Origin of the sequence: Paenibacillus sp. AD87, assembly GCF_001659845.1 — a bacterium.
GTDB lineage: Bacteria > Bacillota > Bacilli > Paenibacillales > Paenibacillaceae > Paenibacillus > Paenibacillus marchantiae.
On record NZ_LXQN01000007.1, the window covers coordinates 4,770,139 to 4,795,234 of the forward strand.

Below are 25,096 nucleotides of genomic sequence, written 5' to 3' on the forward strand. Positions count from 1 at the left end.
TCTTAATACAACAGTAAACAATTTCTATAACGAAATAATACTGTTGGAAACACTTGGATTTAGGTTTTCCAAATACGTTCAACAGTATCAACATACTGGTATTACGTCCTCAAACCCCAACCATCATATGATCATCTGAGGATTGGGACACTTCTCAAATCTCACTTTCCACCCTTACCCGACTTGGGCGTGTGAAACTTCGGCAGCGTAACCTTCGACCAATCGATATCCGATGCCATGTAGAAGGATGGGTAGGACGGCTGATTGTATCCACTGTTCTGTCCAGCAATGCCGACACGATACATCGCATCGTGCATCAGCGTGTACAGTTTACGGTCAGTCTTCTCGGTGCTCAGGTAGATGCGGATCGCCGAGCTGTCCTCGGTTCTCACCAGCATCTCTTCCCGCCAGTCCCCGAAGATATCCGCTACGAGAGATGGCGTACCCTTGGTATAATTGTTGGTCAACGTGCCGTTCGCGGTCAGCAGAGTTCCCCGATTACAATCCTTAATCGTAGGCGTGACATTAATGGCACCGTCCACGATTTGAGTTGTCATATCAGCGGCCCAGCGAATATTCATATTCGTGCCGGGAGCCTTATCGCTTATTTTCTCACCGCTGGCTGTCCACAATCCTACAGCCCATGTCTCCAATCCGCGGAGGGTTGGGTCCACATCACCGATCATGCCGCGTCCAGTGTCTTTGCCCGTGTACCCGCCATAGATCACTTCCCCAGTCTTCGCATCCCGCAGGGAATATCCGTATGGCGCCCAAGGACCACCCTCATGCACCATGAAAATCTCCAGCCCCGGACGATCCGGATCGATATCCGCTACATGAAGCGCATCCCCATGGCCCAGACGTGCAATTGTTCCCGGAGCAGCACTCTCCGCAGGCATCAGATCCTTGGAGCTGTACAGCACACTGCCATCATGATCAATCGTGGCTGAGCCGTACACAATCTCCTGTTTACCGTCTCCATCCACATCAGCGACACTGAAATAGTGCGCGCCTTGTGTTGTAATTGAGCCATACACCGGATCTGTACCGTCCACCCCATGCGGACCGTCATTGAATGGGTTCTTCATCGGTGTCCAGCCACTGTCCACTTTCCATTCACGCTTGAGCTTTTTGCCATCCCAGTTGTAGGTAACCATGGTCGAACGTGTGTAGTACCCGCGTGCAAAGATCGCAGACGGTTTCTTTCCATCTAGATATGCCACGCCTGCTAGGAAACGATCTACCCGGTTCGCTGGTTCAATACGCGCCATTGCGTAATCACCCCACATCAACCCATCGTCCTGCCGTCCCGGCTCATAAGGAATGGTCTCCAGCTCTTTGCCTGACTCTCCTTCGAACACCGTTACATACTCAGGTCCATCGACGATAAAGCCTTCGAACTTGCGCAGCTCGTTCTTGTCACTGCGGCTTGGTGCATACACATCGATGAAGTAATCGGCCAAGCTCTCAGCATCCTTCTGAGACAATGGATAACTATACTTTTTCTCAATCCCAAAAGCTTCCTCCAACGTAGCAGGCCAGTTTCCCTTCACAACTTCTTCATGTTTATGCCAGTTTTTGAACATATCCACGACATGATCATAGTAGCCATCTGCACTTAAACGGTAATCATCTTCGTTGGAATAACCTGCCTTACGATCCTGCTTCGGAAGGGTGATGTATTTCTCGGAAGTGACCTTTCCTTTTTTGTTATATTGAATAATCTTGGTTCCCGGTGCGGTCTTGAACATCATCTCAGCCTTGCCATCCCCGTCAAAGTCATAAACGAGCATCTGTGTATAATGAGCACCCGAACGGATGTTGACCCCGAGATCGATCCGGTACAACAATTGTCCGTCCAGCGTGTAACAATCCACGTACGTTTTACCGGTGTAGCCTTTTTGCGAAACATCCTTGGAGTTAGAAGGGTCCCATTTTACAAAAAACTCATACTGACCGTCCCCGTCCACATCGCCCACACTCATGTCATTCGCAGAATACGAGTACGCTTCTCCCACTGGCGTCACACCATCGGCCGGTTTTTGCAAAGGGATATCGACGTAGCCGTTCGCCCAAGGTTTGACGGATGCACTGTGTTTACTCTCCTTGCCCTTCTTGCTTACCGATGCCACTTCATAACGGGACGACGATTTGCCTAAGGCATCAACATAGTTCGTGCTGTCAGTGACCGTAGCAATCTTCTTGCCATCCCGATATACGTTGAAATCCGTGCCTGTCAGACCTTTGTCGCTATACCCTGTGGCCTCGTCACCAAGCAATCTCCAACTGAGAAAAACACCCTCGGAAGTAGAAGCCGCGACCAGACCCCGATCAAGATACTCAAGCTGAATGTCTTTCAAAGAACTACCTCCCTTATGTGACTGCACGCTGGCCTCAGCGGCGCTGTTCTCATTGGAAGCTGCTGCTCCGCTCGCACCCGCTGTTCCCGCAACGAGCAAAGCAACGCTTAGTGCCGAAGACAGCATTTTGACTGCAAGTGGCATACGCACCTTCCTGCGATTGGAGTGCATACCTGAAACCGATCCTTTATGTATCGGCGCTAATGTTTTGGATTTCATCTACCTTCACTCTCCTTGAGACAGAATAGGTGATGCTATGGCTGTGCTTGGATCGTGGCGACATCCGTCAATCCATACAGACGTTCATATCCTTCAAATTTTACTGAATGCGCTTACAAAAATATAAATGAATAGCTCTCCTGAACAGACTTCCTTGACTCCGTCCCCCTTCCATTCCCTCTCCATTAGAGCAGCTTCATCCTGCCCATCGGGTATTATTATAGACATCCCACCTGCTGTGACATAGGCAAATATCCGTCCAAAACGATCAATATTCAGTGTTGTTCAGAGGAAATTTAGGAAATCAAACCGACGAACGAATCCGTCCGAAGTAAGATTCAGGCAGGCACATCGCCAATTCTTATCTAACGAATCTCACACATCCTATTAGGGCGTAAAACTCCAACAACGAATCCTAACGAACCTCAGTAACCCTATTCGGGCCAAAAAGATGCTAAGCGGGGCTAAAACCACCCAAATTTACTGAATAACGTGTCTAGGATTCGTTAGAATTTCCAACTGCACCAAATCACCTATATAGCGTCTGCTCTGTTCGTAAGAAAAAAAGAGGGCTGTCTCCAGATCATTTCCATGATCAGAGGACAGCCCTCTTTCATACGTCCGTTTACACATCCCTAATTTCAGATCTTCAAGCGGCTCTTAAACGCTTCCATCAGCGAACTTCATTTTTTCACTACCGAATCAACTGTATAACATTCCTTTTAAGGCTCAATGCCCCAGACCAGGGTACCGCCTTTGTAGAGGGTCACCTTGTTCCAGTCCTGATAGGATGTTTTGGTTGGATCGTAGGAATAATCATTGGTTTCATCAAAGTTGCTCCAGTCCGTTTTGTACATGCGGAGCTGGATGTCCCCAGACTGTCCACCTGCCTGGATCGCGCCTGCTCCAGAAGTGAAGCTCAGCTCTACATAGGAATCGGTAAATGTGCGTTGGATGTTATCTCCACCGACCTGAGCCCAGTCAATTGCAGAGTCCATCGCTGCGGTACCTTCTTTGGAAAAGTAATAACGGATTTTCAAATCACTCAGGTTTACAGCCGTGTTACCTACGTTTTTGATATTGAAATACGGTTTGATTTGATTATCTGCCGCGTTCGTATCTCCCGCACGATATTGCAGAACCAGATCACTCGTCGGAACAACTACACTTTGCGGCGTTGCAGAAGCTGCGGCAGAATTGACACTTTCCCCGGCAGCGTTCACGGCACTAACTACATAATGATAGGTCGTTCCATTGTTCAGCCCTGTATTCGTGTAGGATGTACCGCTCACGCTCGCAGCAACCGTAGTGAATGGACCCGATGCACTCAACGCCCGTTTCACGTTATAACTGGTCGCACCTGTGGAGGCTGTCCAGCTCAGGGAAACCTGTGCGTTACCTGCTGTCGCAGACAGTGTTGCCGGAGCTGCTGGAGCTGTCGTTCCACCCCCTCCACCATTGCTGGCAGGAAGAACAGGGAATGAGTTTTGCACCAGCATGACGAATTGGTCATGGAACCAGTGACCTGACACTGGTGCGTTAGGCAGTGCACCCGTCAATACACCATCACGAGTTGTAAAGGTTGGATCACACATCCGGTCGAAGCCTTTTCCTTCGTTGTTCGGAATTTCCGAGCTGGAGCCATCAGACTCCCCTGGAGGTTTGACCCATACATAGGCATCCAGATGGGCTGGTCCTGGTGCAGCTTTAGGTGCTTCACCTATGCCTGCTCCACTGTTATTACACCAGTTCCCCCGGTGATCGCGCTTATCCACACGCCCGGAGTTCACGTACGTGTTAATATCACTGCCTGTGGCAAACGTTGGACGATTCACCCCGCCCCATCCATTACGGCTGGTATCAATGAGGAAGCCCGTGCTGGCCGGCCAGCCAGCTTGTACAAATCCGCTATACAGTGCCGCAGTGAAATCGGTTTCGTCAAAGTAAGGGTTCCACTCATAAAACTTGGAAGACTTGATCGGTTGTCCGCCGATGTTCAGATCGGGATTAGGCAGATTCGGTTCATTCAGCGGTGTGCTATTCGCTGTGTTCGTAATGAAGCCATCGGCGCTATTCAGACCTGCTGCTGTTCCTTGGACAACGCTGGTATACAGCGAGATTGCACCTGTACGGTTGTTATCCCAACCAAGCCAGCCGGAGTGACCAATATCCAGGTAGTTGTACACATTCGGAATAGCATGCAGCTTTTCCAATGCGTATTTCACGCCAGCTTCATAGATTCCTGTTGAACTCGCTTGGGCACAAGCTGGTGTACTGAGATTAGTTACCAGATTGGGCAGACTGTCCGGCTCAATGATGGCGATGATGCGAATGTCCTGATACTTGGGCTTTGCAAAAATATCGGCGATTACATTGATATAATCATTTTTATACGTCTGTAGGGCCGCCTGTGTTAGTGGAAGTTCACCATTGGATGCAAGGGCATGACAATCCCGCCCAGGCAAGTTGTAAATAACGAATGAAGCGGTAATTGGAGAACCTGCCTTCTTTTGTGCCAAGGCGGCATCCAGATGCTGCTCCACACTTTTGCGTCCAGCATTGTCTGTTCCACCATTAATGGCGGCAATACGGTCGATCCAGACTGCCGTTGGATAGGATTTCACCGTTTCCATCTTGGCTTTTAACGCTGCATCACTGGTGAGAGCAATGGACGTATCCACGAGAGCGGAATAATCCTGGTTTAAATACGACGTAGCTCCGACAAACGGATTATCCACATGCGCTTCAGCCGCCTGACTCACTCCTGGAGCCATGCCCGGGAAAATGCCCGCCGCGAGCAGCGTTGCTGCCAGCATTTGTTTTACACTTCTGCGAAGCACCTTTCCGCCTTTCGATAAGGTTTTCGATTTAGTCATTAGGGTTCCACCTTTCCTGTACTTGGATTGGGTATATACTCATGTCTGATCCTCTGTGTCGGCAAGATGCTATGCACGGTAGAGAACGTATGGATGAGCTGTAGGGACTTCACCTCCATGAATGTAGTTCAATTGGGACAAGCCAGGTCAACAACAATAAGGTGTGAAACAAGAAACAGAAATGGTGTCTTACACTGAGGTTAAGGGACAAAGCAAGGGGGATAACATCTGTAGGTGTGTGCGGGTGATCTTTGGTGAACGGCTTTCAAGGCATTGCTCAGACTCAATCAAAGTAAGCGCTTACTTTTAGAGGTTTTAAAAAAAGGCTTACCCTCGATACAAACCTCACATCGCGTGTCCACCTCCTTATGAATCGATTATACTCCATGAAAATATTACTGTAAATTGAATTTATTAAAATTTATTATATTTAATTCCATAAATCAGGCAGGAATTCTGAGATGTGCCTCCCCAAGCCATAAAAAAGGCTCATCACGGGTTTATCCCCCGTAATGAGCTAATTGACATAGCATATTCTCATGCTCTTTTTTTATGGAAGCACTACAATATCTCCTGGTTTCAAGCCGTTCAATACTTCAGTCTTGTCATCTGTCTCGATGCCTGTTTGAATCGTCTGCTGTGCATATTGCCCGTTGCCCTGATCCAGCATCACATATGCCGTATCCTGATCTCGCATGACCGCCAGCGTGGGAACGACCGTCGCTTTCTCCTTGCGCAGCGTTTCAATCTTGCCCTCCAGACTTAATCCACCGATCAGCTTGGCGTTCGGCTTCAAATCAATGACAATATCGAATTGGGAAGGCTGCTTCAGATCTGTTTCCGTTCCCTTTTTGGCAAACTTGGAGATTTTGCTGACCTTTCCGGTTAACGGAACCTCCTTATTTCCCGTCATATGTACACTTACAGGCATGCCTGTTTGGATTTTGAATAGCTCCTGCTCGCTAATCGCCGCCACAAATTGTAATTTGCCTGTGTCCACAATGGTACCCACATACTGACCTTCGCTCACCATACGTGTCTTGGTCTCCGTATCGTTCATCAGAAACACACCGGATACAGGCGCGTACACGGTGGATAAACCCATGACCGCTTTCTTGGCCTGAACCTCCTGCTCCTTTACGGCGATGGATTCCTTGTTCATTTCGTTGGTCAGTCGTTTTGTTTCCCGCTCGGCGAAGGCTTTCTTCCGTTCTTCTTCAGTAACCCCCAATTGCTCGGGACCCTCTCCCTGAGTAAGACCAATCTCATTCAATTGAGCTTCCAGCCTCGATTTCTCAATATCGGTCTCCAACTGCTGCACTTCCGTCTGCAATGCTTTCGAATCAAGCGAGAACATTACGGCTCCCTTGTGAATGGGCTCCCCATTCTCCACATTCCACTGCTTTATCTTCGAGGCAAAAGGAGCGTACACATCCGTCTGTTTGGCATAAGCCGACTTGCCTTTGACCTGAATTTCCTGCGTGATCGTCTCCTGTGTGACTCCAAATGTAATGGGCTGCGGAGCCTCGATGGGCACTTCGGGTACCGGTTTATATTGCTGGTACAGAAAATATCCAGCGCCTGCGAGCAGTCCGATCATGATGATTCTCTTTATCCATTTGCCTATTGCCGAATTCTTCATTGCCGTATGTCCCTTCGTTAAATCTGTCTGTTGATTCTGTCTGTTAAATCCTTAAATCCCTAAACTGTGCTTTCCTGTATCTCTGCTTTATATTTATGCCGATTTAATTACCTGCAACGCATTTGTACGCGAGGCGCTAATCGCCGGATAGATTCCCGAGAGTACTCCGGTCAACACCGCAAACGCTATACCAGCAGGCAGGGCCGACGTCTCAATAACCACTTGGAGAGGTGTGCTTGCCTCCATCGAGATTTGTCCTTGGAGTAGTCCATTTACCCCCTGAATGGCTCCGTAAGCGATGAAGACACCAACAATGCCGCCCAACACTCCAAGTACAGCAGCTTCAGTAATGAACATCTGCCTGATCTGCCACAGATTGGCTCCCAGCACCTTCATGACGCCAATCTGTTTGCGGCGCTGATGTGTGGACATGATCATCGCAACGATAATGGATAGAGAAGCCAGCAGCATAACGAATATCCCTATGCCCATAGCGGCCTTCTGGTACATGCCAAGCTGTTCCTTCATCGCCTGCTCCTGATACAGATTGCTGTCTGTCATCAGCGTCAGCTTCTGAATCTGCTCCTGCACCTGTGCCACATACTTCTTGTCCTCTACCTTCACGAGCGCCGAGTTCAACCGTCCTGCTGCCGCGGCCTGTGCCTGACTGCTCTGGAACTGTTCAGCGAGCATTCGGGCGGTTTCGAGGGAAACATAGACCTTTTTGTCATACATGGCATTGTTCTCACTCATGCCGCCAGGCACCTTCAGTACACCCGTCACTCGCAAAGGGGAGCTTGTTTTGGCTTTGGACGAATCATTCATGTCCTGATATTTCAGGTTAAACTGTGCCTGAAACAGCTCGGTTTGGGTAGACATCAACGCCATGTATTGCTGTAGAAACTCGTCATTAAACGAATCCTCCATGAGCTTGTTGTTCAGTTCGCGGATCACCTCGGCGTCCACAAGTCCGAAGGTTGCACCGTAATTCACAATAGCGGCTCCGCTGATCCCCGATGCCCCGCCTTTGTCAAAACGGTAGCCGAAACGGCTCAATGATCCAAGCTCTGTACCGATAACTTCCACATTGGAGCTTTTGCCATCCAATGTAGCCATCTCCAGCATATCCAGCTTCAGCATCGGAGCAACGGCGACGACATGCGGAAGGCTGGCAATAATATCGATTTTTCGAGCCGTCAGCGCTCCTCGCTCGAAGGTGGACGTCTGCCCATTGCTTCCGCTCGAACCGATTCCCTCATTGGGGGATACTGTAATCTCATCCATTTTGTAATTCTCGTTTAACGTTTTCTCACCATAGACCTGTACCGACTGCCCCACGCTTAACGCGATAATCATGGCCGCACAGCCGATGGACAGGCCAATCATGCACAGAAGAGTAACCACCTTTCTACGCACAATCTGTCCCCATGACATTCGCAACACATCCAGAACTCTCACAACCGCTCTCCTTGCTCTACTGCCTTGGACTGGCCGCTCTCCACCAAGCATCCGTCCTGCAATGTAATGATAACCTGCATCTGCTCCGCCACTTCAGCCTCATGCGTGACAATAACGAATGTTGTATGCATCTCCCGATTCAGCTGTTGCAAAATGGAAATGATCTCTTCCTCCGTTCGCGTATCCAGGTTCCCGGTAGGCTCGTCCGCGAATATGACGGACGGCTCCGTAATCAGTGAACGCGCAATGCTGACGCGCTGCTGCTGCCCTCCTGATAGCTGGGAAGGGAATAATTCGGACTTGCCGACAAGGCCAACCTGTTCCAGCAGGTGCATCGCCTTTTGCTTACGCCGTGATGGGCGAATGCCCTGAAATACGAGCGGCAGCTCCACATTTTCCCGAATTGTCAGGTTCGCCAGCAGCTCATACGCCTGAAAAATAAAGCCAATATGTGTCCGGCGGAATTCCGCCAGTCGGTTCTCACTCATACGCACAATATCCTGATCTGCAATAAGGATCTTGCCTGTGTCCGGCTTCATCAGACCTGCCATCAGATGCAATAACGTCGATTTGCCTGAACCGGAGCTTCCCAGCAGTGCAACCATCTCACCCTTACCCACGGATATGTTAATGTCCTGCAATACGGGAACAATCCCTTGTGCATTGCGGAACGTGTGTGATACCTGTTCAACTCGCAGCATGAATCCGGCTTCCTCTCATCGATGTAATAGAGGTAATTATAGCCATCAGATGTATCGGTCCAATCTGGACTTGTATCCAATTTGTAAAATCAGCCTTTAGATGCATTGGATTGAAAGGCCTTCTTTGGATTTATGCAACATGTTCAAATCACAAAAAGACCCTATGGGTTCAGTCCTTAACATAGCGACTTCATTCCATAGGGCCTAATTTCTGAGCATTCCATATTCACATCTTTACCAAGCTCGGAAGCTAAACCGATATAACTCGCTTTTTTCCATAGAGCTCCCGACAACAAAGAGATTGCTGTCATTCCATTTCAACTTGATAAAGTAATCAATATTCCGGTAGATAACCGTATCGGACCCCAGCTTCCGGTCATTCAGATAGGCAATGTGCACCTCATTCTTCTGTCCTTCGAGTGTCAAAAAATAGGCAATGCGGGACTCCTCCTCATCCAGATCGAAGCTCCAGATGGGCCCTTTGACCAGCAGCTCAAACTTCTTGGTATCCGCTCGATATCTGTACAATCCCTGTTCGTTGTTGATCATGCCCTGAATCAGCATGTCCCCATTCTTCAAAACCTTAAACTGCTGTATATCCTGGGCAGGGGTGTATGCAGTGATATCATTTTTGTCGTTCAGAGAGAAGCTATAGACCGCGTAATTTTCTTTCAATTTAACCAGCACATACACCCGTGATAAATCCCGGCTAATCTCATATGAATCCAGCATAATCAGGGTATCATCCGGACTGGAAATGTTGCTCGTCTGTGCGACCTTGGCAACTAACTCATCATAACTGTACAATTCATGTTTCTTTCCTGACTTTAGCTCCACCATGTTGAACACCAGGTCATCATATCCGATGTAGGATTCATTACCTACAAAGACGCGTGAATAGGAGTTGTCATTCTTCAGCTTGAGATGTTCTCCTGTTTTCAAATCATATTCATAGGTTGTCTTCTGCGCCTGAGTCGATCGGTATTGGGAATAAATCAGCTTGCTCTGATCCGGACTCAAAGTAATCCCATACTCTGTATTCGTGGCGATGTCCTTCAAGAGATTATCATCCATATGCAGCTGTGACAGCTTGATCCCGGTATAGGAACGGTCCGGCCGATTCAATATGACCGTGTTGGGATCAGCTACCTCAAAATCATAAATGGCAAAGTCATTGGGCAGCTTGGTAGCCGACTCAATCTGAATGGTGCTGCTTGGCGGCGGGGCGAGGCGGCTGTTGAACTGTTTATCCGGCAGAATGACGGTTCTGGGCTTCCCATGTCCAATGCTGAACAGACTACCAATGCCAAAGATACCTCCGACAAATACAATCAGCAAACCGGATAACATAAGCATATCGCGATGTCTGCTCCAAAATCCTCGTTTCTTCATACGTCCGATTCTCCAGGCAGACTGATATTCACCTGTGTTCCCTTGTTCAATATACTCTTCATTTCCACCGTTCCCCCATGCTGCTCCACCGTGTTTTTCACAATTGACAAGCCCAGCCCGGCGCTTCCCTTCTCTGTCCTGTTCATCCCGTTATCCCGGTAAAAGGGTTCAAATACATGCTTCAGCGCTTCCTCCGGAATGCCTTCTCCTTCATCACGAATCAGTATGGCTACCGAATCCCCCAGCCGAAACGATTGGACCTGAATGATGGAATTCACATTCCCGTATTTGACCGAGTTATCCAGCACATTCAAAAAAACTTCCTTGAGCTTATTCCAGTCTCCCTGAACATACAGCAGTTCTTCCAGCTCATAGCGAATGCCAATATTGTACTTGCCCGCCTTGATGGACATGTCTTCGCATGCTTCCCGAATAATATTCGATACATTCACCCGCTCAAAACGGAAGGTTTGAATCGGTGTCGACGATACGGTCACTTCCAGGATATCCGCAACCATGACGTTGAGGCGCTGGCTCTCATTGATAATATATTTCAACCCTTTATCGAAGAACGCCTGATCCGTAAATCCATTATCCCGCAAAATCTGGGCATACCCCAGTATCGTGGTCAGCGGTGTCTTTAATTCATGCGTCACATTGTCAAAAAAAACCTTGTTGCGTGCCTGCAAATGCTTGACCTCATCCCGTTCTCTCTCAATCACGTCAATCTGCTCCTTTACCCGAGCAATCATGACCGTAAAGCTGGAAGCGAGCTCTCCAATCTCATCCTTCGTCGAGATGTGGATATCTGCATTCAGGCTGCCTTGTGCAACTTCGGCTGAACGTTTCGTCAGCACACGAATCGGCTTCGTAATCTGGCGTGAAATAAAGACAGATCCTATGAAAACAAACACAAAAATGACGGCTGCAAAACCCTTGATGGTGTTCTGAAAGCGCAGATGCCGTTTGAACAGATCCGTATAATCCCTTTCCAGCTGGATAATGCCAAGGATGCTCCCATCAGACAGCACAGGGAAGGACAGATTCCCTGTTACTCTGCCTTTATCCACAACGGTTGTATAGGCAATCTTTGATTTCATGGCAGCCTGTAGATCCGAGGTTTGAGCAGCACCCGGCTTCCCTTCCAAACCCGCGCCGCTGAACGGAGTGCCATCAGATCGATAGACCACGACCTTTCCGCCTACCGCGGAGCCGATCTGTTCTGCGAGATCCCGATTCCCTGTTCCCAGGGAGTCCTCACTAATGCGCTTGTTATGAATCAGAAAGTATTGATTGAGCGCGATATCCAGATTTTTTTTGGATTGCACCATGTCCTCCTGCACTTCCCTGTACATGTTCTCCTCACCCACTTTATTCGAAATAATGAGCAAGGCCGAAAAACCGATAAATACGATGACCGAGAAAAGAACGACCATTTTGAACTGGATCGTCCACTTCATGTATGCACCTGAATATTCAGTTTGTACCCTACGCCGAAGACCGTCTCGATAAGTGAAATCCCCTGCTCCCCACTATCCAGCTTCTTGCGGATGCGCTGAATATGAATGTCTACCGTCCGGGTATCTCCGGGAAAATCAAATCCCCACACTTTATCCAGCAACTCGGACCTTGTATGTACTTTGCGATGATGGTTGACCAAATATAAGAGCAGATCATACTCCTTATTGGTCAGTCCAGCGCGTTCCCCATCTTTCCAGACTTCACGCTCATCCTTGCGTACTTCAATGTGTCTGCCAAGGCGTACCACTTCATAGGACTGATTCTCCAGCGTCTCGCTGATTAGATCAATCCGGCGGAAAATGGCCCGAATGCGCACAACCACCTCACGAATGTCGAATGGCTTGGTAATATAATCGTCCGCCCCCAACTCCATGCCGAGCACCTTGTCCAGCATATCGGATTTCGCCGTAATCATAATCACGGGAATCTTTGAATTTACGGAAAGCTGTCTGCACACATCGAATCCGCTCATATCCGGCAGCATCAGGTCCAGCAGGATCAAGTCTGGTCTGGACTCTCTGAGCAACTCCAGGCCCTCTCTGCCTGTTGCTGCTTCGGCCATCTCAAATCCTTCCTTGCGCAAAGAATAGGACAGGATGTCGCGAATGGACTCTTCGTCTTCAATAATCAAAATCTGTTTCGGTCTCATGATGAATCTTAATCTCCCTGCTCTATGAATTTCATCTGCCTTATATTTTGTATCTCTGCTTCATGATTGAACAGAGGTTCACGAAAAATGTTACAACTCGGATACAAGTCTGGCGTCTTTGGAAACATCATCCCGATATACTATGGAACATAGAGAACAAACCAGACCGGAAAAGGCCAGATCGGTATCCAAAGGGGAAAACATCACGTGAACAAAACAACCATTCATGATGCTTATGTAAACTATAAATCAGAAGTGACACGGTATCTATCTCAGATCGTCAAAAATCAACAGGATGCAGAGGATCTCACGCAGGAGTGCTTCATTCGAATGATGAATGTATCGGCAGACATTCCGGAAGAACGGCTACTCTACTACCTCAAAAGAATTGCCCGTAACCTCGCCATGGATACATTCCGCAAGCGAACCCGTACATTAAGGCGGGACAGTAGATTGGAGATGCAAACGTATCACTGTGATACGTCCGAGTTGGAGATTTCCGAAGGTGTTAACGACCTTGTGTCGGTCATTAACAATACAGAACATCGCAAAATTCTTGAATTACGCGTGATTCACGGGTACAGCATCAAGGAAACCGCCCAGCTCGTCAACCGCAGTGAAGGCATGATCAAATCCTCGGTATTCCATGCCGTCAATCGAATTCGGGCCAAAGTCATCTCATAAGAGATGGCTTTTTTCATTGCAGGAATGACGTGAAATCAACATCTGATGTTAGAAAGTATCAAAATTTGCTTTATCGAGCATGACAAATGACTCATTTTTACAAAAGTCGAGTTCGTTTTTACAAATTGTTATGACTATGTGAGATTTTGGTGTGTTAGAATATGGACGAACTCATGTTTCAACTAATATTTGGGAGGGATTTGGTTGGGTAAATTGACACGTATGCGAGGAGTATGGGTAAAATCACTCCTGGCATTGTCCATGGCATTGCCGCTTCAGATCGGATTGTGGAACGGAGATGCAGCGGTTCAAGCCGAGTGGGCAACAGACCCTGCACCGTTCATTCAGGCGAAGGTTGTTAATGGAAATGCAGGCAAGAAAGTATTGTTCGACAATACTCATGCACAGACAGCCGGAGCGGCTGACTGGGTCATTGACGGAGGCTTCTCGGACTTCGGCAATGCACTCGCGAATGATGGATATTATGTAAAGGAACTGCGCAAGACGACTCCTTTTACCTATGACGATCTGAAAGAATATAACGTGTTTGTCATCGCTGAACCCAATGTTCCCTTCAAAACGACAGAACAGGCAGCCATGAAAGAGTATGTGGAAAAAGGCGGAAGCATCTTCTTCATTGGAGATCACTACAATGCTGACCGTAACAAAAACCGCTGGGACGGTTCTGAAGCGATCAACGGCTATCGTCGTGGCGCGTTCGAAGATCCAGCCAAAGGCATGAGCACAGAAGAGCGTAACTCTGAGGCGATGCAAAATGTAACCAGCACGGACTGGCTGTCCGATAATTTCGGTGTACGCTTCCGTTACAACGCATTAGGCGATATTAACGCTACTAACATTGTGCCTGCTGGACAGGCATTTGGTATTACGGAAGGTGTATCCGCTGTAGCCATGCACGCAGGGTCCACACTTGCGATCACCGATCCAACAAAGGCTAAAGGTATTGTATACCTGCCGAAAACGAATGCAGCTTGGCCAAACGCTGTTGACCAAGGCGTATACAACGGCGGCGGAGTTGAAGAAGGTCCTTACGTAGCCGTATCCAAACTGGGTGCAGGTAAAGCAGCGTTTATCGGGGACTCTTCTCCGGTTGAGGATGCTTCACCGAAATATCTGCGTGAAGAGACTGGCGCTCGCAAAACAACGTATGACGGCTTCAAAGAAGTGGATGACGGCAAATTGCTGGTCAATACGGTCAACTGGCTTGCTACGCAAGAAAATTACACTAGCTTGACTCAAGTGAACGGACTTCAATTGGATAATGCAACAGCATTGCTTCCGTTCGAACAACCTGCGGCTTCCACTGAACCACAGGCTGAACCTTGGGCCGCACCAGCTGCCGGATACAAGTGGTATGATCGTTCCACGTTCAAAGCAGGTTCTTATGGCGGACCAGCTTCAAGCGCGAATGCTTCCTACAGCTTCGTGAAGCAGGACACCCTGCCTAATGCGGAGGATTTCCAGATCCGCGTGGTTGTCGAGAACATGCCTGCTAACACAACCGTTTCCGGTTACAGTGCAGGGATTTACCTGACTGGTGGAACACAGGTCGCCATGATTCAGAATGAAAGTGGTACATGGCCGACTTCATACGGTTATAGCTCCAACTTTAGCGTAACTTCCGACAGCAAAGGTCGCGCAATCAAAGACCTGAATGTCCGCATTAAATCAGGTACAACGGGCGCTGCCAGCCTGCGTCTGCGTCTGAACGGCAGCAACCTGATAACAAATGCAGTTACCGTCGGCAATGTTCCGGCTGAGCAGCTTCCGGAAGAAGAAGGACCTATCCCGGCAACAATCAGCATTGCTGATGCTCGCACCAAAGCAGCTGGTTCAACCGTTACGGTTGAAGGCGTAGTTACTACAGAGCCGGGTGCTTTTGGTGGACAATCCTTCTACCTTCAAGACACAACTGGCGGCCTCTATGTTTTCCAAAGCACTGGCGGCTTCCACGCTGGAGATGTGGTTAAAGTAACCGCAGCAACGGCGCTGTATAACAGTGAATTTGAGCTTACGGATATCGTAGCAATCGAGAAAACGGGTACAGCTTCCATCCCTGCTGCCATTGAAGTGCCAGCAGTTACGGCTGCAAACCAGGGTCAACTCGTTCAATTGAAAGAAGTAACTGTTGAGAACATCATTAGTGCAACACCTGCAGGTTCGTTTGAATTCGACGCAGTTGCAGCGGACGGAACAAGCACGCATGTACGTGTGGATACACGCACAGGTGTAACGCAAACGACCTTCCCTTATGCAGCAGGCGATAAAATCAGCGTGACAGGTGTTGCCGCTATTTTCAAAGATGTATTTCAACTGAAGCCTAGAAGCTTGAACGATTTCGTAAAAGTGGAGGAAGGCGGCGAAGAAGGACCTTCTACGCCAGCTGTTGGCGCACCAGGCAAACCGGCGCTTACATCCAATAATGGTTACAGCAACGGTCTGTCTGAAGGATCTTATACGGTTACGATGAACCTCTGGTGGGGTGACAATGGCACAAGCTATAAGCTGTATGAAAATGGCGTGCTGATTGACACACAAAAGCTGACTGATGCTACACCAGCGGCGCAATCGGCCCAAACTACGATTAATGGGAAAGCTAACGGGACTTATTCCTATGTAGCTGAGCTGACGAACTCCAAGGGGACAACTCGCAGTGAAGTACTCACGGTACAAGTTGCGAATGCTGCCCCTGGCAAAGCAGTTCTCTCCCAAGACAATTGGGATGGGGACGGCAACTACAAAGTGACGATGAATCTGTGGTGGGGAACAAACGCATCAGAATACCGTCTCTATGAGAATGGTCAACTGATCGATACCAAAACACTGAACGCCGTAACACCTAATGCACAAAGTGCTGTGACAGATGTATCCGGTCACGCGAATGGAACGTACACGTACCGTGCCGAGCTGATCAATGCAGCGGGTGTGACAAGCACGGAAACGATTACGGTACAAGTAACGAAATCCGCTGTATCTCTGCCAGCAGCAAGCTAAGTCTCACAAAGGAATGCCTGACGTTTAACCAAGCATTGAAAAACCGAAGCAAGTTTGCCGGGACTCCAGGCACCTTGCTTCGGTTTTTTTCTGTTTTATTTATCACTTAAGATCAGTTTTTCTTCAAAGTTGTTACCATTCATATCTGTCCACTCAATGACAATAGTTTGGTCTTTATTCCTACTGACTTGTGAACCTTTTGTTCGTATTATAGGAAAATTTATCGATTTCGAAGTTAAATCGCTTTCCTTTCTAATTATTCTTCCTTCATTAATGTTAATTTTATATCCTTTAATATCTTCCAAATTATCTTTTTTATAAAATATAGTATACTCTCCATTTTCCGAGCTTTCATTTGTTATTGTCGTATCTAGCTCGCCTCTCCAATGTTCACTCTCTCCCATGAGATTAATTCTTGTTTGCATTTTTGAACACCCAGTGAGAGACATGGCGATTATTAGAATAAGTATAGATATAGACACCCATAGTACGTTATTGTTTTTTCTCATAATTTACCTCCACTACTAAATTTATAATTATACATTATCATAAGATGAGACTACTTCTAAAACAGTAATTTCATATAGGTTCAACATTTTGCTGATACTAACTTCCTACAAAACACAAAAAGCAGCACCTGCTAATGCATGGGCTGCTCTTCCGATAGATCAACAATGGATTGAAACATATCCATCATGTTCTTTATTTTATTCGTCTTTATTAGTACTTTTGCTTCTCTATACCAGCTTCTTGCGAATGTATCCAGAGATCAGATCAATGATCGTAATCATCACGATGATCCCAAGCAGGATAATCCCTACTCGCGGCCAGTTCCGAGTACTGAGTGCAAAGATCAGCGGTGTACCAATCCCCCCTGCCCCGATAACCCCCAGAATGGTTGCGGAACGCACATTAATCTCGAACCGATACAACGTGTAGTTAAGGAATCCAGGCAAAACCTGTGGCAGTACAGCAAACCACAGCTGCTGCATGCGAGTCGCTCCGGAAGCGAGCAACGCTTCAGAAGGACCATAATCAATATTTTCCACTTCATCAGCGAACAGTTTACCTAGCATCCCGATGGAATGAAGTCCAAGGGCGAGTACACCCGCGAAGGAACCCGGACCCACCGCCTTGATAAACAGCAAAGCCATAATAATCTCCGGGAACGTACGGATAAAGCTGAGCACCATTTTGCCCGTACCCGATACAGGACGGAAGCTGCTCATATTCCGGGCAGACCAGAACGCAAACGGGATACACAGTACAGCGGAAATGACAGTACCCAGCACGGAGATCGCCAGCGTATCCAGCAATCCTCGCAGCAAATCTTCACCCTCAGGCAGATAAACAAAGTCCCAATCCGGGGAGAAAACCCCGGCAATAATTGCCTTCATGATCTGACCAGCGGTTTCCTTCAAACCGGTAAACGGTACGCCGGCAAGTGCCCAAGCGTACACAAGAATAAGCAAGATTACAATGACCCAGCGAAGCGGGTTCTTCCGTGGTTTGCGCCGGATTACGCTTGTTTCATTTTTCATCATAACAATTTCTCCCGCAGCTTAGTACTTACATAATCAATGATCAGAACAATGACAAGGGTAAACAGAATGATTACACTCGTTTTGTCATATTCCAGGAATCCAAGTGTTGCTTCATAATACAGTCCGATACCCCCAGCTCCAACCAATCCGAGAATCGCAGCGGCACGCACATTAATCTCAAAGGCATACAGGACATAGGAAGTAAACTGGGCGGCCAGTTGCGGCACCACACCATAAACAATCAGTTGAATCCGGTTCATGCCGACAGCCGTCATCGCTTCAAGCGGTCCCTGATCAATCGTTTCCAGCGTTTCGTAGGTCAGCTTGGCAATCAGTCCCACCGAGAAGACGGCGAGTGCCAATATACCAGGAATCGGTCCCAGTCCAAACACAGCAACGAACAGCGCCGCAAGTAGCAGGTCAGGCACGGTACGGATCAGGTTCAGTACGAAGCGAGCCGGATAGTAGATCCAACGGCTAGGCATTAAGTTGCCTGCACAGATGATGGAGACCGGAATTGCAATAATCGCACCGATCGTTGTACCGATCAGAGCCATACGAATCGTCTCCAGCATGCCCTGAACGATGTTGTCAAAGTAACTCCACCGCGGCGGGAACATCTCACGCAGCAAATCCAGCATGTTGGGTAAACCTTCAAACAGCTCACTGAAGCTGGCATCAGTCTGTTTGGCACTTGCCCACAAAAGCAGCAGAATGATGACTAGCGTGAGCAGATGTTTGGTACGCCCCGGTGGTTTGGGACGGTTGACAGCTGAGCCTGAGCCTGAACCTGTGCCAGGACTCTTTCCCTTTCCTGATCCGTTCTGCAATGATCCATCTATCGATACGTTTACGGGTTGCTTCATACCAGAACTTCTCCCCGCTGTTCCTGTACAGCCTGTTTATCCAGCAGCTCGTCTGCCAGAATAGGTCTGCCATAAATTTCTGCAAAACGCTCATCTGTTGCTTCGGATACCGGACCATCAAACACCACTTCGCCGGCACGCAATCCAACAATACGGGTCGCATACTCTCTGGCTAGGTCGATAAAGTGAAGGTTAACGATCGTTGTAATGCCGAGATCCTGGTTGATGCGTTTCAGATCATCCATTACCTGCTTCGTTGTTAGTGGATCGAGTGAAGCGACAGGCTCGTCTGCCAAAATGATTTTGGCTTCCTGTGCAAGTACTCGGGCTATAGCCACCCGCTGCTGCTGCCCACCGGACAACTGATCTGCACGTGAATAGGCTTTTTCCGCGATGTTTACCCGTTCCAGTGCTCCAAATGCGAGTTCTGTATCTTCTTTTGGGAAACGACCCAGAATGGTACGCATCGTGGAATGATATCCCACGCGTCCAGCAAGCACGTTACGAAGCACACTGGAACGTTTCACGAGATTGAAACTCTGGAAGATCATGCCGATATCCCGGCGGATCATGCGAAGTGACTTGCCATGGGCTTTCGTAATCGACTTGCCATTAATCAAAATCTCCCCTTCACTGATATCATGAAGTCGGTTAATGGAACGCAGAAGCGTCGATTTTCCCGCACCAGACAAACCAACGACGGCAATGAATTCCCCTTGTTTAAATTTCAGATTAATATTATTCAGGCCCTTGGTGCCGTTAGCGTATGTTTTCGTTACATTGTGAAGCTCAATCATGGCAGTAATCCTTCTTTCATTAATATGGTATTTCGCAGGGTCACGCTGTAATGGGACAAGCCAGCGCAGCGTATGTCACGCTGAACTGGCCTGCCCGCTGATACGATGAAGTTATCCAATGAAAAGATAATCAATGCAATGCAATCATTAACGATCTTTCTTTTGACAGAAAACTACTCGGTTTTTACTTTTTCGTTGTATTGACGAACGATATCAAACTTGCTGTCATCAGACTCTACATAACCTTCGTGTGTGTAGATTTCTTTGATAATTTCGTGACCTTGTGGATCTTTACCGATGTCGATGAATGCTTGTTTGATCTTCGCTGTCCAATCTGCATTCATGTCTGTACGTACTGCGATCGTATCGTTAGGAATGGGCTCAGTGAACGCCAGTACACGCGTATCTTCAAATACAGTCGGGTAGTCTTTCGCTACAGTGTTACGAGCATCTTGGAAAATTGCTGCAGCATCAACGTCACCGTTCAGTACTGCCAATACGCCTTGGTCATGGCCTTTAACCGTAATTGGCTGTACATCTTTCAAAGGATCAAGGCCTCTGTCGAGCAACAGGGCTGCCGGCCATACATAACCTGCGGAAGAAGTTACGTTCTGGTAAGCGATTTTTTTGCCTTTCAGATCCTCAACGGATTGGATTGGCGAGTCTTTTTTCACAATAATCATGGATTTATACGAATCTGCCAGTTCCTCAGTTGGAGCACCAGTCTCATCATTTACACCAAAACGTTGTGCCTGAAGGATAACTTCAGCTGCGCCTTTTTCTTTGGCAAGTACATAAGCCGTCGGAGGCAGGAAACCTACGTCCACTTTATTGGAAGCCATTGCTTCAATAATTGTGTTGTAGTCTGTGGATACGCTGACCTTCACCGGGATACCCAATTTGTCACCCAGCAGCTTCTCGAGCGGTTTTGCTTTGGCTTCGAGTGTATCTGCATTTTGTGATGGAACAAATTGTACAGTCAGCTCAGTCGGCACATAACCTTCAGCGGCTTTGTCTGTCTCTGCCGTGTCAGTACTGGATGAATTCGAGCTCGTATCAGCCCCGTTAGCCGAACCTGTTGTACTACTGTTAGACCCACAAGCACTTAGAAACAGAACCAAAATCAACAATGGTAAAAATAAAGCAGACTTCTTCAAGCGAACACCCTCCAAAGAGTTTCTATTTTTCATTACTTGTCTACTATAGTCGTCAATTATTTGCGCGATGTGAAACGAAATTTGGAGTTTTGTAAAGTTTCCTGTCAGGCTGTCAGAGCGGCTTTGATCTGTTAGAATAGCCTCATTACAGTTGATAATACAAGTAGAAATGGTGAATTCCCTTGTACTCTGCCGCTAGAATGTCCTGTGATTTGATATGTTTAAACTTATATATTTAGAGGAGATTGTAAAATGACATCCATAACAACTACGGCAAACTTCGACATCATGGTAACCAGTGACCTTCATGGGGCCATTCGTCCCATACATTACAACACCAATGCCTATCGTCCAGCCGGACTTGCTTTGCTTGCTTCGCTGATCCGGCGTGAACGGGATCGTTCACCCGAACTGCTGCTCGTGGATAACGGTGATCTGTTGCAGGGCTCTCCTTTGGCCTCGTATGCTGCTTCCTTTGTTTCGAATCACGAAGTGCATCCCTTCATTAATGTTCTGAATGAACTGGGCTATGATGCTGCCGTAATGGGCAATCATGAATTCAACTACGGCCAGGACTTGCTGCGTAAAGCCGTTGAAGATTCCCATTTCCCTTGGCTATCCGCAAATATTGTTAATGAAGGAAAGCCTGACGAAGAGGTACTACACACTGCACCTACTGGAGCAGCCATTCCCGCCTTCGGTCCTCCCTATCTGATCAAAACCTTGTCTTCAGGCGTTAAAATTGCTTTGCTGGGCGCAACAACGCACTATATTCCGAATTGGGAGCATCCGAAAAATATAGAAGGTTTACAGTTCCTTGATGCTATGGAGACTATTCGTGCGTGGGTTGGTTATATTCGTGAACATGAACAGCCGGATGTGCTCGTGGTCAGTTACCATGGTGGTTTTGAGAGTGACCTGGAGACAGGCGAACCTGCTGAACGGTTAACCGGGGAAAATCAGGCGTACGCGATCTGCCGTGACATTGAAGGGATTGACGTTCTGCTTACCGGACATCAACATCGTCAGCTTACCGCTGAAATACATGGTGTGACCGTGGTTCAGCCTGGATTTAGTGGGAACGGTGTAGGTCATGTATCCACCCAGTTGGACCGGTTATCGAATGGAAAGTGGCAGATTGCCGGAAAACAGGCTCGCTTGTTGCTCTTGGATGAAGATAGTGATGTACAGCCCGATGCGGCTGTTATGAAACTGACGGATGAGTTGGAAGCAAAAGCACAGGCATGGCTGGACCAGCCGATTGGCGAGGTGGCCGGAGACTTATCCATCACCGATCCTGCCGCATTGCGGCTTGCGGCGCATCCCTTTATTGCTTTTGTACATCAGGTGCAGATGGAAGCAACGGGAGCACAAATATCGAATACCGCATTACTCAGTGAAGAGGCCCGCGGTTTCGGTTCCCTCATTACCGTTCGGGATGTGCTATCTAACTTTATCTATCCCAATACACTGACGGTGCTGGAGCTTCATGGTCAGGACATTCGGGATGCATTAGAACAAACGGCGCGTTACTTTGAAGTGGAGACATCAGGCGAAGTTGTCGTTAATCCTGCTTACATGCAGCCGAAACCACAGCATTATAATTACGACATGTGGGCGGGCGTCGAATATGAGCTGGATATCTCCAAACCTGTGGGAAGTCGTGTGGTGAAGCTGGAACGTGAGGGCATACCTGTTGCTATGGACGCGACGTACTCTGTAGTGATGAACAGTTATCGCGCAGCAGGTGGCGGTGATTATGCGATGTATCCAGGCAAAAAGGTACTTCATGAAGGCGCCACGGATATGGCGGCACTGGTGGAGGATTATATTCGCAGACATCAACCACTAACAGTGGAGCAGGCGAATAACTGGCGGGTTGTTGGTCGTACTGAGTAATTACTCTAATTGAAAGAGTAAAATCATTACCACAAGATCATAAAATTAATTTTCTCATCGTACGCCTCCCAAATTATGTATAATTATAGTTAATCAACAGAAATTCGGGAGGTGTACGAATGAGCTTTATATGGTCTGCAACTATAATTCAATTCGTTTTTATTATAGGCATTATATCTCTAGTTTACTTTTTGATTACTATGAATAATAAGATCAAGAGAATTAATAGTAGACTTGCCGAAATTGAACGCGCAATGAATAACGAAAGTTTAAAAGAATATAAATAAATTCATAAATCCTCTCTTTTTAAAGACCCGTACTACTTCAGAAATGCAAAGAGCAGAACCTGCATCACAGGTTCTGCTCTTTCTATTATAATGAAACCAAACCCCCACGCTCATCCGCCGAGCGCATCTCCGCTTCAATTAACTCAAGCGTGCCTGTTGCACTCTCCGGTGTACATACAGATACAGGCGTACCTGCTTGAACAGATTGGATAAAATATTTGAGTTGGTGGTAATATCCCGAGTCGGGTGACAGCTCAGCGACGAAACCGGGAGCATCGTTCGGATTTACTTTCAGCTCACCATTCTCAAAGACCAGATTCCCCTGCTCCAAATTAACGCGATAGGTCATCGAGAAACCGTAGTCTCCCCCCAGCGTCCAGTCCGCTTGGGCATTCAGTACTTTTCCGTCAGGGTATACATAATTGGTCGACACGGTATCATAGCCGCTTCCCGGAATGACGTTGCGAGCCAGCGTGGATACTTGATCCGGTTTGCCAAACACCCAGTGAATAATATCCGCATCATGGATGTGCATATCTAATATGCAGCCACCGCTTTTCTCCCCATCCAAAAACCACTCTTGAGGCAAACCTGAACCCCTGAAGAAATAACCTGCGTTGACCGCTCCATAACGACCGTCTTCTACTACGGATTTCAGATAGGCATAGGCTGGCCAGAAGCGTAAACATTGACCAATCATCAGTGTTTTCCCGGTCTCTTTGGCCGTCTGTGCCATCTTCCAGCCTTCCGCCGAATGACGCGCAACCGGTTTCTCACACAGCACATGCAAGCCTTTCTCCAGCAAGGAACACGTTAGTTCAGCATGCAGTGGGGTAGGCAGCGTAATATCAATGATATCCAGTTCTTCTTGCTCCAGCATTGCGTCAATGTTGTCGTACAAACGATAAGGTGTGAGATCATATACCTCTTGCTCTGTTGCCATATTGCCGGCTGCTTTACCGTTCTTCAGTTCCTCTATTCTCAGATCGCAGATGGCTACCAATTCCACGGGTTCCCCTTCTGAGGCAAGGCGTACATAGTTATCAAAATGCATACGTCCCATAAACCCAAATCCGATCAATCCCACTTTCAACATGTTTTTACCTCCCACAAAAAATAGATTATATATCGTATAAACGTTGTTATCTGTACTTACTCCTAAGAACGTCCAAGAATGGCATCCATCGCATTGGATGTATTGAATATGATCTGTTTCGAATGATGAGTGTAAGGCGGAATCATCTCGGCAGTCACGTAGTTGTCGTAACCAATGGCCTGTAATGCCTGCATCACCGCCGGATAATTCACATCTCCAGCCAGCAGATCCACAAATCCATGAAGTCCTCCCGCTTGACGACGGTAATCTTTGAAGTGTACCTTTTTGATCCGATGACCCAGAATGCGAACCCACTGCTCTGGGTAACCATTCTGCACCACATTGCCCACATCGAAATACGAACCTATATAATCCGAATTAAAAGAATCAATAAAGGTACGCATCTCTAGCGGCGACACCAGAAATTTGTTCCATACGTTCTCAATACCAATCGATACTCCGGCACTTTCCGCATACGGCAGCAGATGCGCAAGGGCTTCTTGCGCTCGTTCGTAAGCAACTTCATAATCCGTTACTTCGCTGTCTGGAATAAAGTCCACACCCACCGCACCCGGAATGACCAGAATGGTATCCACACCAAATGCCGCGGCAAGCTCCAGCTGTTTTTTACACACATCCAGAGCTTTCGTTCGGATCTCTGGACGAGCGCTCGTCATCGGGTAATCCCAGTACAATCCGGTTGCTAGTCCCGCGATTTCGAGTTCGGCCTCTTCTAGACGTCCCTGAATATCACGAACCTCCTGATCTGTGGCAGACAGACTCAGCTCGCCTTCTCCATTAAGCGAAAGTTCAATCCCCTCAAAGCCAGCTTGCTTCGCCGTCTGAATACAATCCGCAATAGAGGCATCTCCTGGAAAAGACCATATGTTAATCCCTTTTTTCATCCGAATACCCTCCTTCAAAATATGAATA

18 protein-coding genes are annotated in these 25,096 nt (G+C 47.7%); 3 read left to right on the forward strand and 15 right to left on the reverse strand.

Going from position 1 to position 25,096, the window contains the following annotated elements:
- Positions 1-161 precede the first annotated feature (161 nt).
- The 8 genes from gpAD87_RS21070 to gpAD87_RS21105 form a co-directional block, all read right to left on the reverse strand.
- Positions 162-2,504, reverse strand: coding sequence for a rhamnogalacturonan lyase (locus gpAD87_RS21070; RefSeq protein ID WP_064641098.1), 2,343 nt, complete (start codon positions 2,502-2,504; stop codon positions 162-164).
- A 797-nt stretch (positions 2,505-3,301) separates the two neighbouring features.
- Positions 3,302-5,455 carry a glycoside hydrolase family 6 protein gene (locus gpAD87_RS21075; protein WP_064640417.1) on the reverse strand — a complete coding sequence of 718 codons (2,154 nt, stop codon included), beginning with the start codon at positions 5,453-5,455 and terminating at the stop codon, positions 3,302-3,304.
- 550 nt (positions 5,456-6,005) lie between these two features.
- Positions 6,006-7,097, reverse strand: coding sequence for an efflux RND transporter periplasmic adaptor subunit (locus gpAD87_RS21080; RefSeq protein WP_082935207.1), 1,092 nt, complete (start codon positions 7,095-7,097; stop codon positions 6,006-6,008).
- A gap of 93 nt (positions 7,098-7,190) precedes the next feature.
- Positions 7,191-8,555 carry an ABC transporter permease gene (locus gpAD87_RS21085; protein WP_064640419.1) on the reverse strand — a complete coding sequence of 455 codons (1,365 nt, stop codon included), beginning with the start codon at positions 8,553-8,555 and terminating at the stop codon, positions 7,191-7,193.
- Positions 8,552-9,256: an ABC transporter ATP-binding protein gene (locus tag gpAD87_RS21090; RefSeq protein WP_064640421.1), complete on the reverse strand. Its 705-nt coding sequence runs from the start codon at positions 9,254-9,256 to the stop codon at positions 8,552-8,554. Before gpAD87_RS21090 ends, gpAD87_RS21085 begins: the two co-directional genes overlap by 4 nt.
- 234 nt (positions 9,257-9,490) lie before the next feature.
- A complete protein-coding gene (locus gpAD87_RS21095; protein WP_064640423.1) occupies positions 9,491-10,648 on the reverse strand; it encodes a hypothetical protein in 1,158 nt (385 codons plus the stop codon).
- On the reverse strand, positions 10,645-12,108 hold the full coding sequence (locus tag gpAD87_RS21100) for a sensor histidine kinase (protein WP_064640425.1): 1,464 nt from the start codon (positions 12,106-12,108) through the stop codon (positions 10,645-10,647). The genes gpAD87_RS21095 and gpAD87_RS21100 overlap by 4 nt, the downstream gene beginning before the upstream one ends.
- Positions 12,105-12,818 (reverse strand): response regulator transcription factor, encoded by a 714-nt coding sequence (locus tag gpAD87_RS21105; RefSeq protein WP_064640427.1) that lies wholly within the window; start codon positions 12,816-12,818, stop codon positions 12,105-12,107. The genes gpAD87_RS21100 and gpAD87_RS21105 overlap by 4 nt, the downstream gene beginning before the upstream one ends.
- A gap of 207 nt (positions 12,819-13,025) precedes the next feature.
- Between gpAD87_RS21105 and gpAD87_RS21110 the strand changes: the two genes are divergently transcribed.
- On the forward strand, positions 13,026-13,502 hold the full coding sequence (locus gpAD87_RS21110) for an RNA polymerase sigma factor (protein WP_064640429.1): 477 nt from the start codon (positions 13,026-13,028) through the stop codon (positions 13,500-13,502).
- Positions 13,503-13,706: 204 nt separating this feature from the next.
- Entirely contained in the window at positions 13,707-16,517 is a 2,811-nt protein-coding gene (locus tag gpAD87_RS21115) for a chitinase N-terminal domain-containing protein (protein ID WP_442950726.1), read from the forward strand.
- Positions 16,518-16,612: 95 nt separating this feature from the next.
- Here the strand turns inward: gpAD87_RS21115 and gpAD87_RS21120 are convergent, their stop codons facing one another.
- From gpAD87_RS21120 to gpAD87_RS21140, 5 genes are all read right to left on the reverse strand, one after another.
- A complete protein-coding gene (locus gpAD87_RS21120; protein ID WP_064640431.1) occupies positions 16,613-17,026 on the reverse strand; it encodes a hypothetical protein in 414 nt (137 codons plus the stop codon).
- A gap of 228 nt (positions 17,027-17,254) precedes the next feature.
- Positions 17,255-18,061, reverse strand: coding sequence for a phosphonate ABC transporter, permease protein PhnE (phnE, locus tag gpAD87_RS21125; RefSeq protein WP_064640432.1), 807 nt, complete (start codon positions 18,059-18,061; stop codon positions 17,255-17,257).
- Positions 18,058-18,927: a phosphonate ABC transporter, permease protein PhnE gene (phnE, locus tag gpAD87_RS21130; RefSeq protein ID WP_231952695.1), complete on the reverse strand. Its 870-nt coding sequence runs from the start codon at positions 18,925-18,927 to the stop codon at positions 18,058-18,060. Before phnE (gpAD87_RS21130) ends, phnE (gpAD87_RS21125) begins: the two co-directional genes overlap by 4 nt.
- Entirely contained in the window at positions 18,924-19,724 is an 801-nt protein-coding gene (gene phnC, locus gpAD87_RS21135) for a phosphonate ABC transporter ATP-binding protein (RefSeq protein WP_024628881.1), read from the reverse strand. The genes phnE (gpAD87_RS21130) and phnC overlap by 4 nt, the downstream gene beginning before the upstream one ends.
- 173 nt (positions 19,725-19,897) lie before the next feature.
- The gene (locus gpAD87_RS21140; RefSeq protein ID WP_411836508.1) at positions 19,898-20,848 is read right to left on the reverse strand and encodes a phosphate/phosphite/phosphonate ABC transporter substrate-binding protein; all 951 of its coding nucleotides are present in this window, start codon (positions 20,846-20,848) and stop codon (positions 19,898-19,900) included.
- Between the two features lie 285 nt (positions 20,849-21,133).
- Here gpAD87_RS21140 and gpAD87_RS21145 point away from each other — a divergent pair, with 285 nt between their 5' ends.
- Positions 21,134-22,780, forward strand: coding sequence for a bifunctional metallophosphatase/5'-nucleotidase (locus gpAD87_RS21145; protein WP_064640436.1), 1,647 nt, complete (start codon positions 21,134-21,136; stop codon positions 22,778-22,780).
- Between the two features lie 372 nt (positions 22,781-23,152).
- Here gpAD87_RS21145 and gpAD87_RS21150 read toward each other — a convergent pair whose 3' ends face one another.
- Both gpAD87_RS21150 and gpAD87_RS21155 read right to left on the reverse strand, forming a co-directional pair.
- Positions 23,153-24,163 (reverse strand): Gfo/Idh/MocA family protein, encoded by a 1,011-nt coding sequence (locus gpAD87_RS21150; RefSeq protein ID WP_064640438.1) that lies wholly within the window; start codon positions 24,161-24,163, stop codon positions 23,153-23,155.
- 62 nt (positions 24,164-24,225) lie between these two features.
- Positions 24,226-25,068, reverse strand: a complete 843-nt coding sequence (locus tag gpAD87_RS21155) for a sugar phosphate isomerase/epimerase family protein (protein WP_064640439.1) — start codon at positions 25,066-25,068, stop codon at positions 24,226-24,228.
- Between the last annotated feature and the right edge of the window lie 28 nt (positions 25,069-25,096).

Bases quoted from the DNA above. Each gene is read 5' to 3' on its own strand.
- gpAD87_RS21070 (WP_064641098.1), bottom strand. From the start codon at position 2,504: ATGCCACTTGCAGTCAAAATGCTGTCTTCGGCACTAAGCGTTGCTTTG.
- gpAD87_RS21075 (WP_064640417.1), bottom strand. From the start codon at position 5,455: ATGACTAAATCGAAAACCTTATCGAAAGGCGGAAAGGTGCTTCGCAGA.
- gpAD87_RS21080 (WP_082935207.1), bottom strand. From the start codon at position 7,097: ATGAAGAATTCGGCAATAGGCAAATGGATAAAGAGAATCATCATGATC.
- gpAD87_RS21090 (WP_064640421.1), bottom strand. From the start codon at position 9,256: ATGCTGCGAGTTGAACAGGTATCACACACGTTCCGCAATGCACAAGGG.
- gpAD87_RS21095 (WP_064640423.1), bottom strand. From the start codon at position 10,648: ATGAAGAAACGAGGATTTTGGAGCAGACATCGCGATATGCTTATGTTA.
- gpAD87_RS21100 (WP_064640425.1), bottom strand. From the start codon at position 12,108: ATGAAGTGGACGATCCAGTTCAAAATGGTCGTTCTTTTCTCGGTCATC.
- gpAD87_RS21105 (WP_064640427.1), bottom strand. From the start codon at position 12,818: ATGAGACCGAAACAGATTTTGATTATTGAAGACGAAGAGTCCATTCGC.
- gpAD87_RS21120 (WP_064640431.1), bottom strand. From the start codon at position 17,026: ATGAGAAAAAACAATAACGTACTATGGGTGTCTATATCTATACTTATT.
- phnE (WP_064640432.1), bottom strand. From the start codon at position 18,061: ATGATGAAAAATGAAACAAGCGTAATCCGGCGCAAACCACGGAAGAAC.
- phnE (WP_231952695.1), bottom strand. From the start codon at position 18,927: ATGAAGCAACCCGTAAACGTATCGATAGATGGATCATTGCAGAACGGA.
- phnC (WP_024628881.1), bottom strand. From the start codon at position 19,724: ATGATTGAGCTTCACAATGTAACGAAAACATACGCTAACGGCACCAAG.
- gpAD87_RS21145 (WP_064640436.1), top strand. From the start codon at position 21,134: ATGACATCCATAACAACTACGGCAAACTTCGACATCATGGTAACCAGT.
- gpAD87_RS21150 (WP_064640438.1), bottom strand. From the start codon at position 24,163: ATGTTGAAAGTGGGATTGATCGGATTTGGGTTTATGGGACGTATGCAT.
- gpAD87_RS21155 (WP_064640439.1), bottom strand. From the start codon at position 25,068: ATGAAAAAAGGGATTAACATATGGTCTTTTCCAGGAGATGCCTCTATT.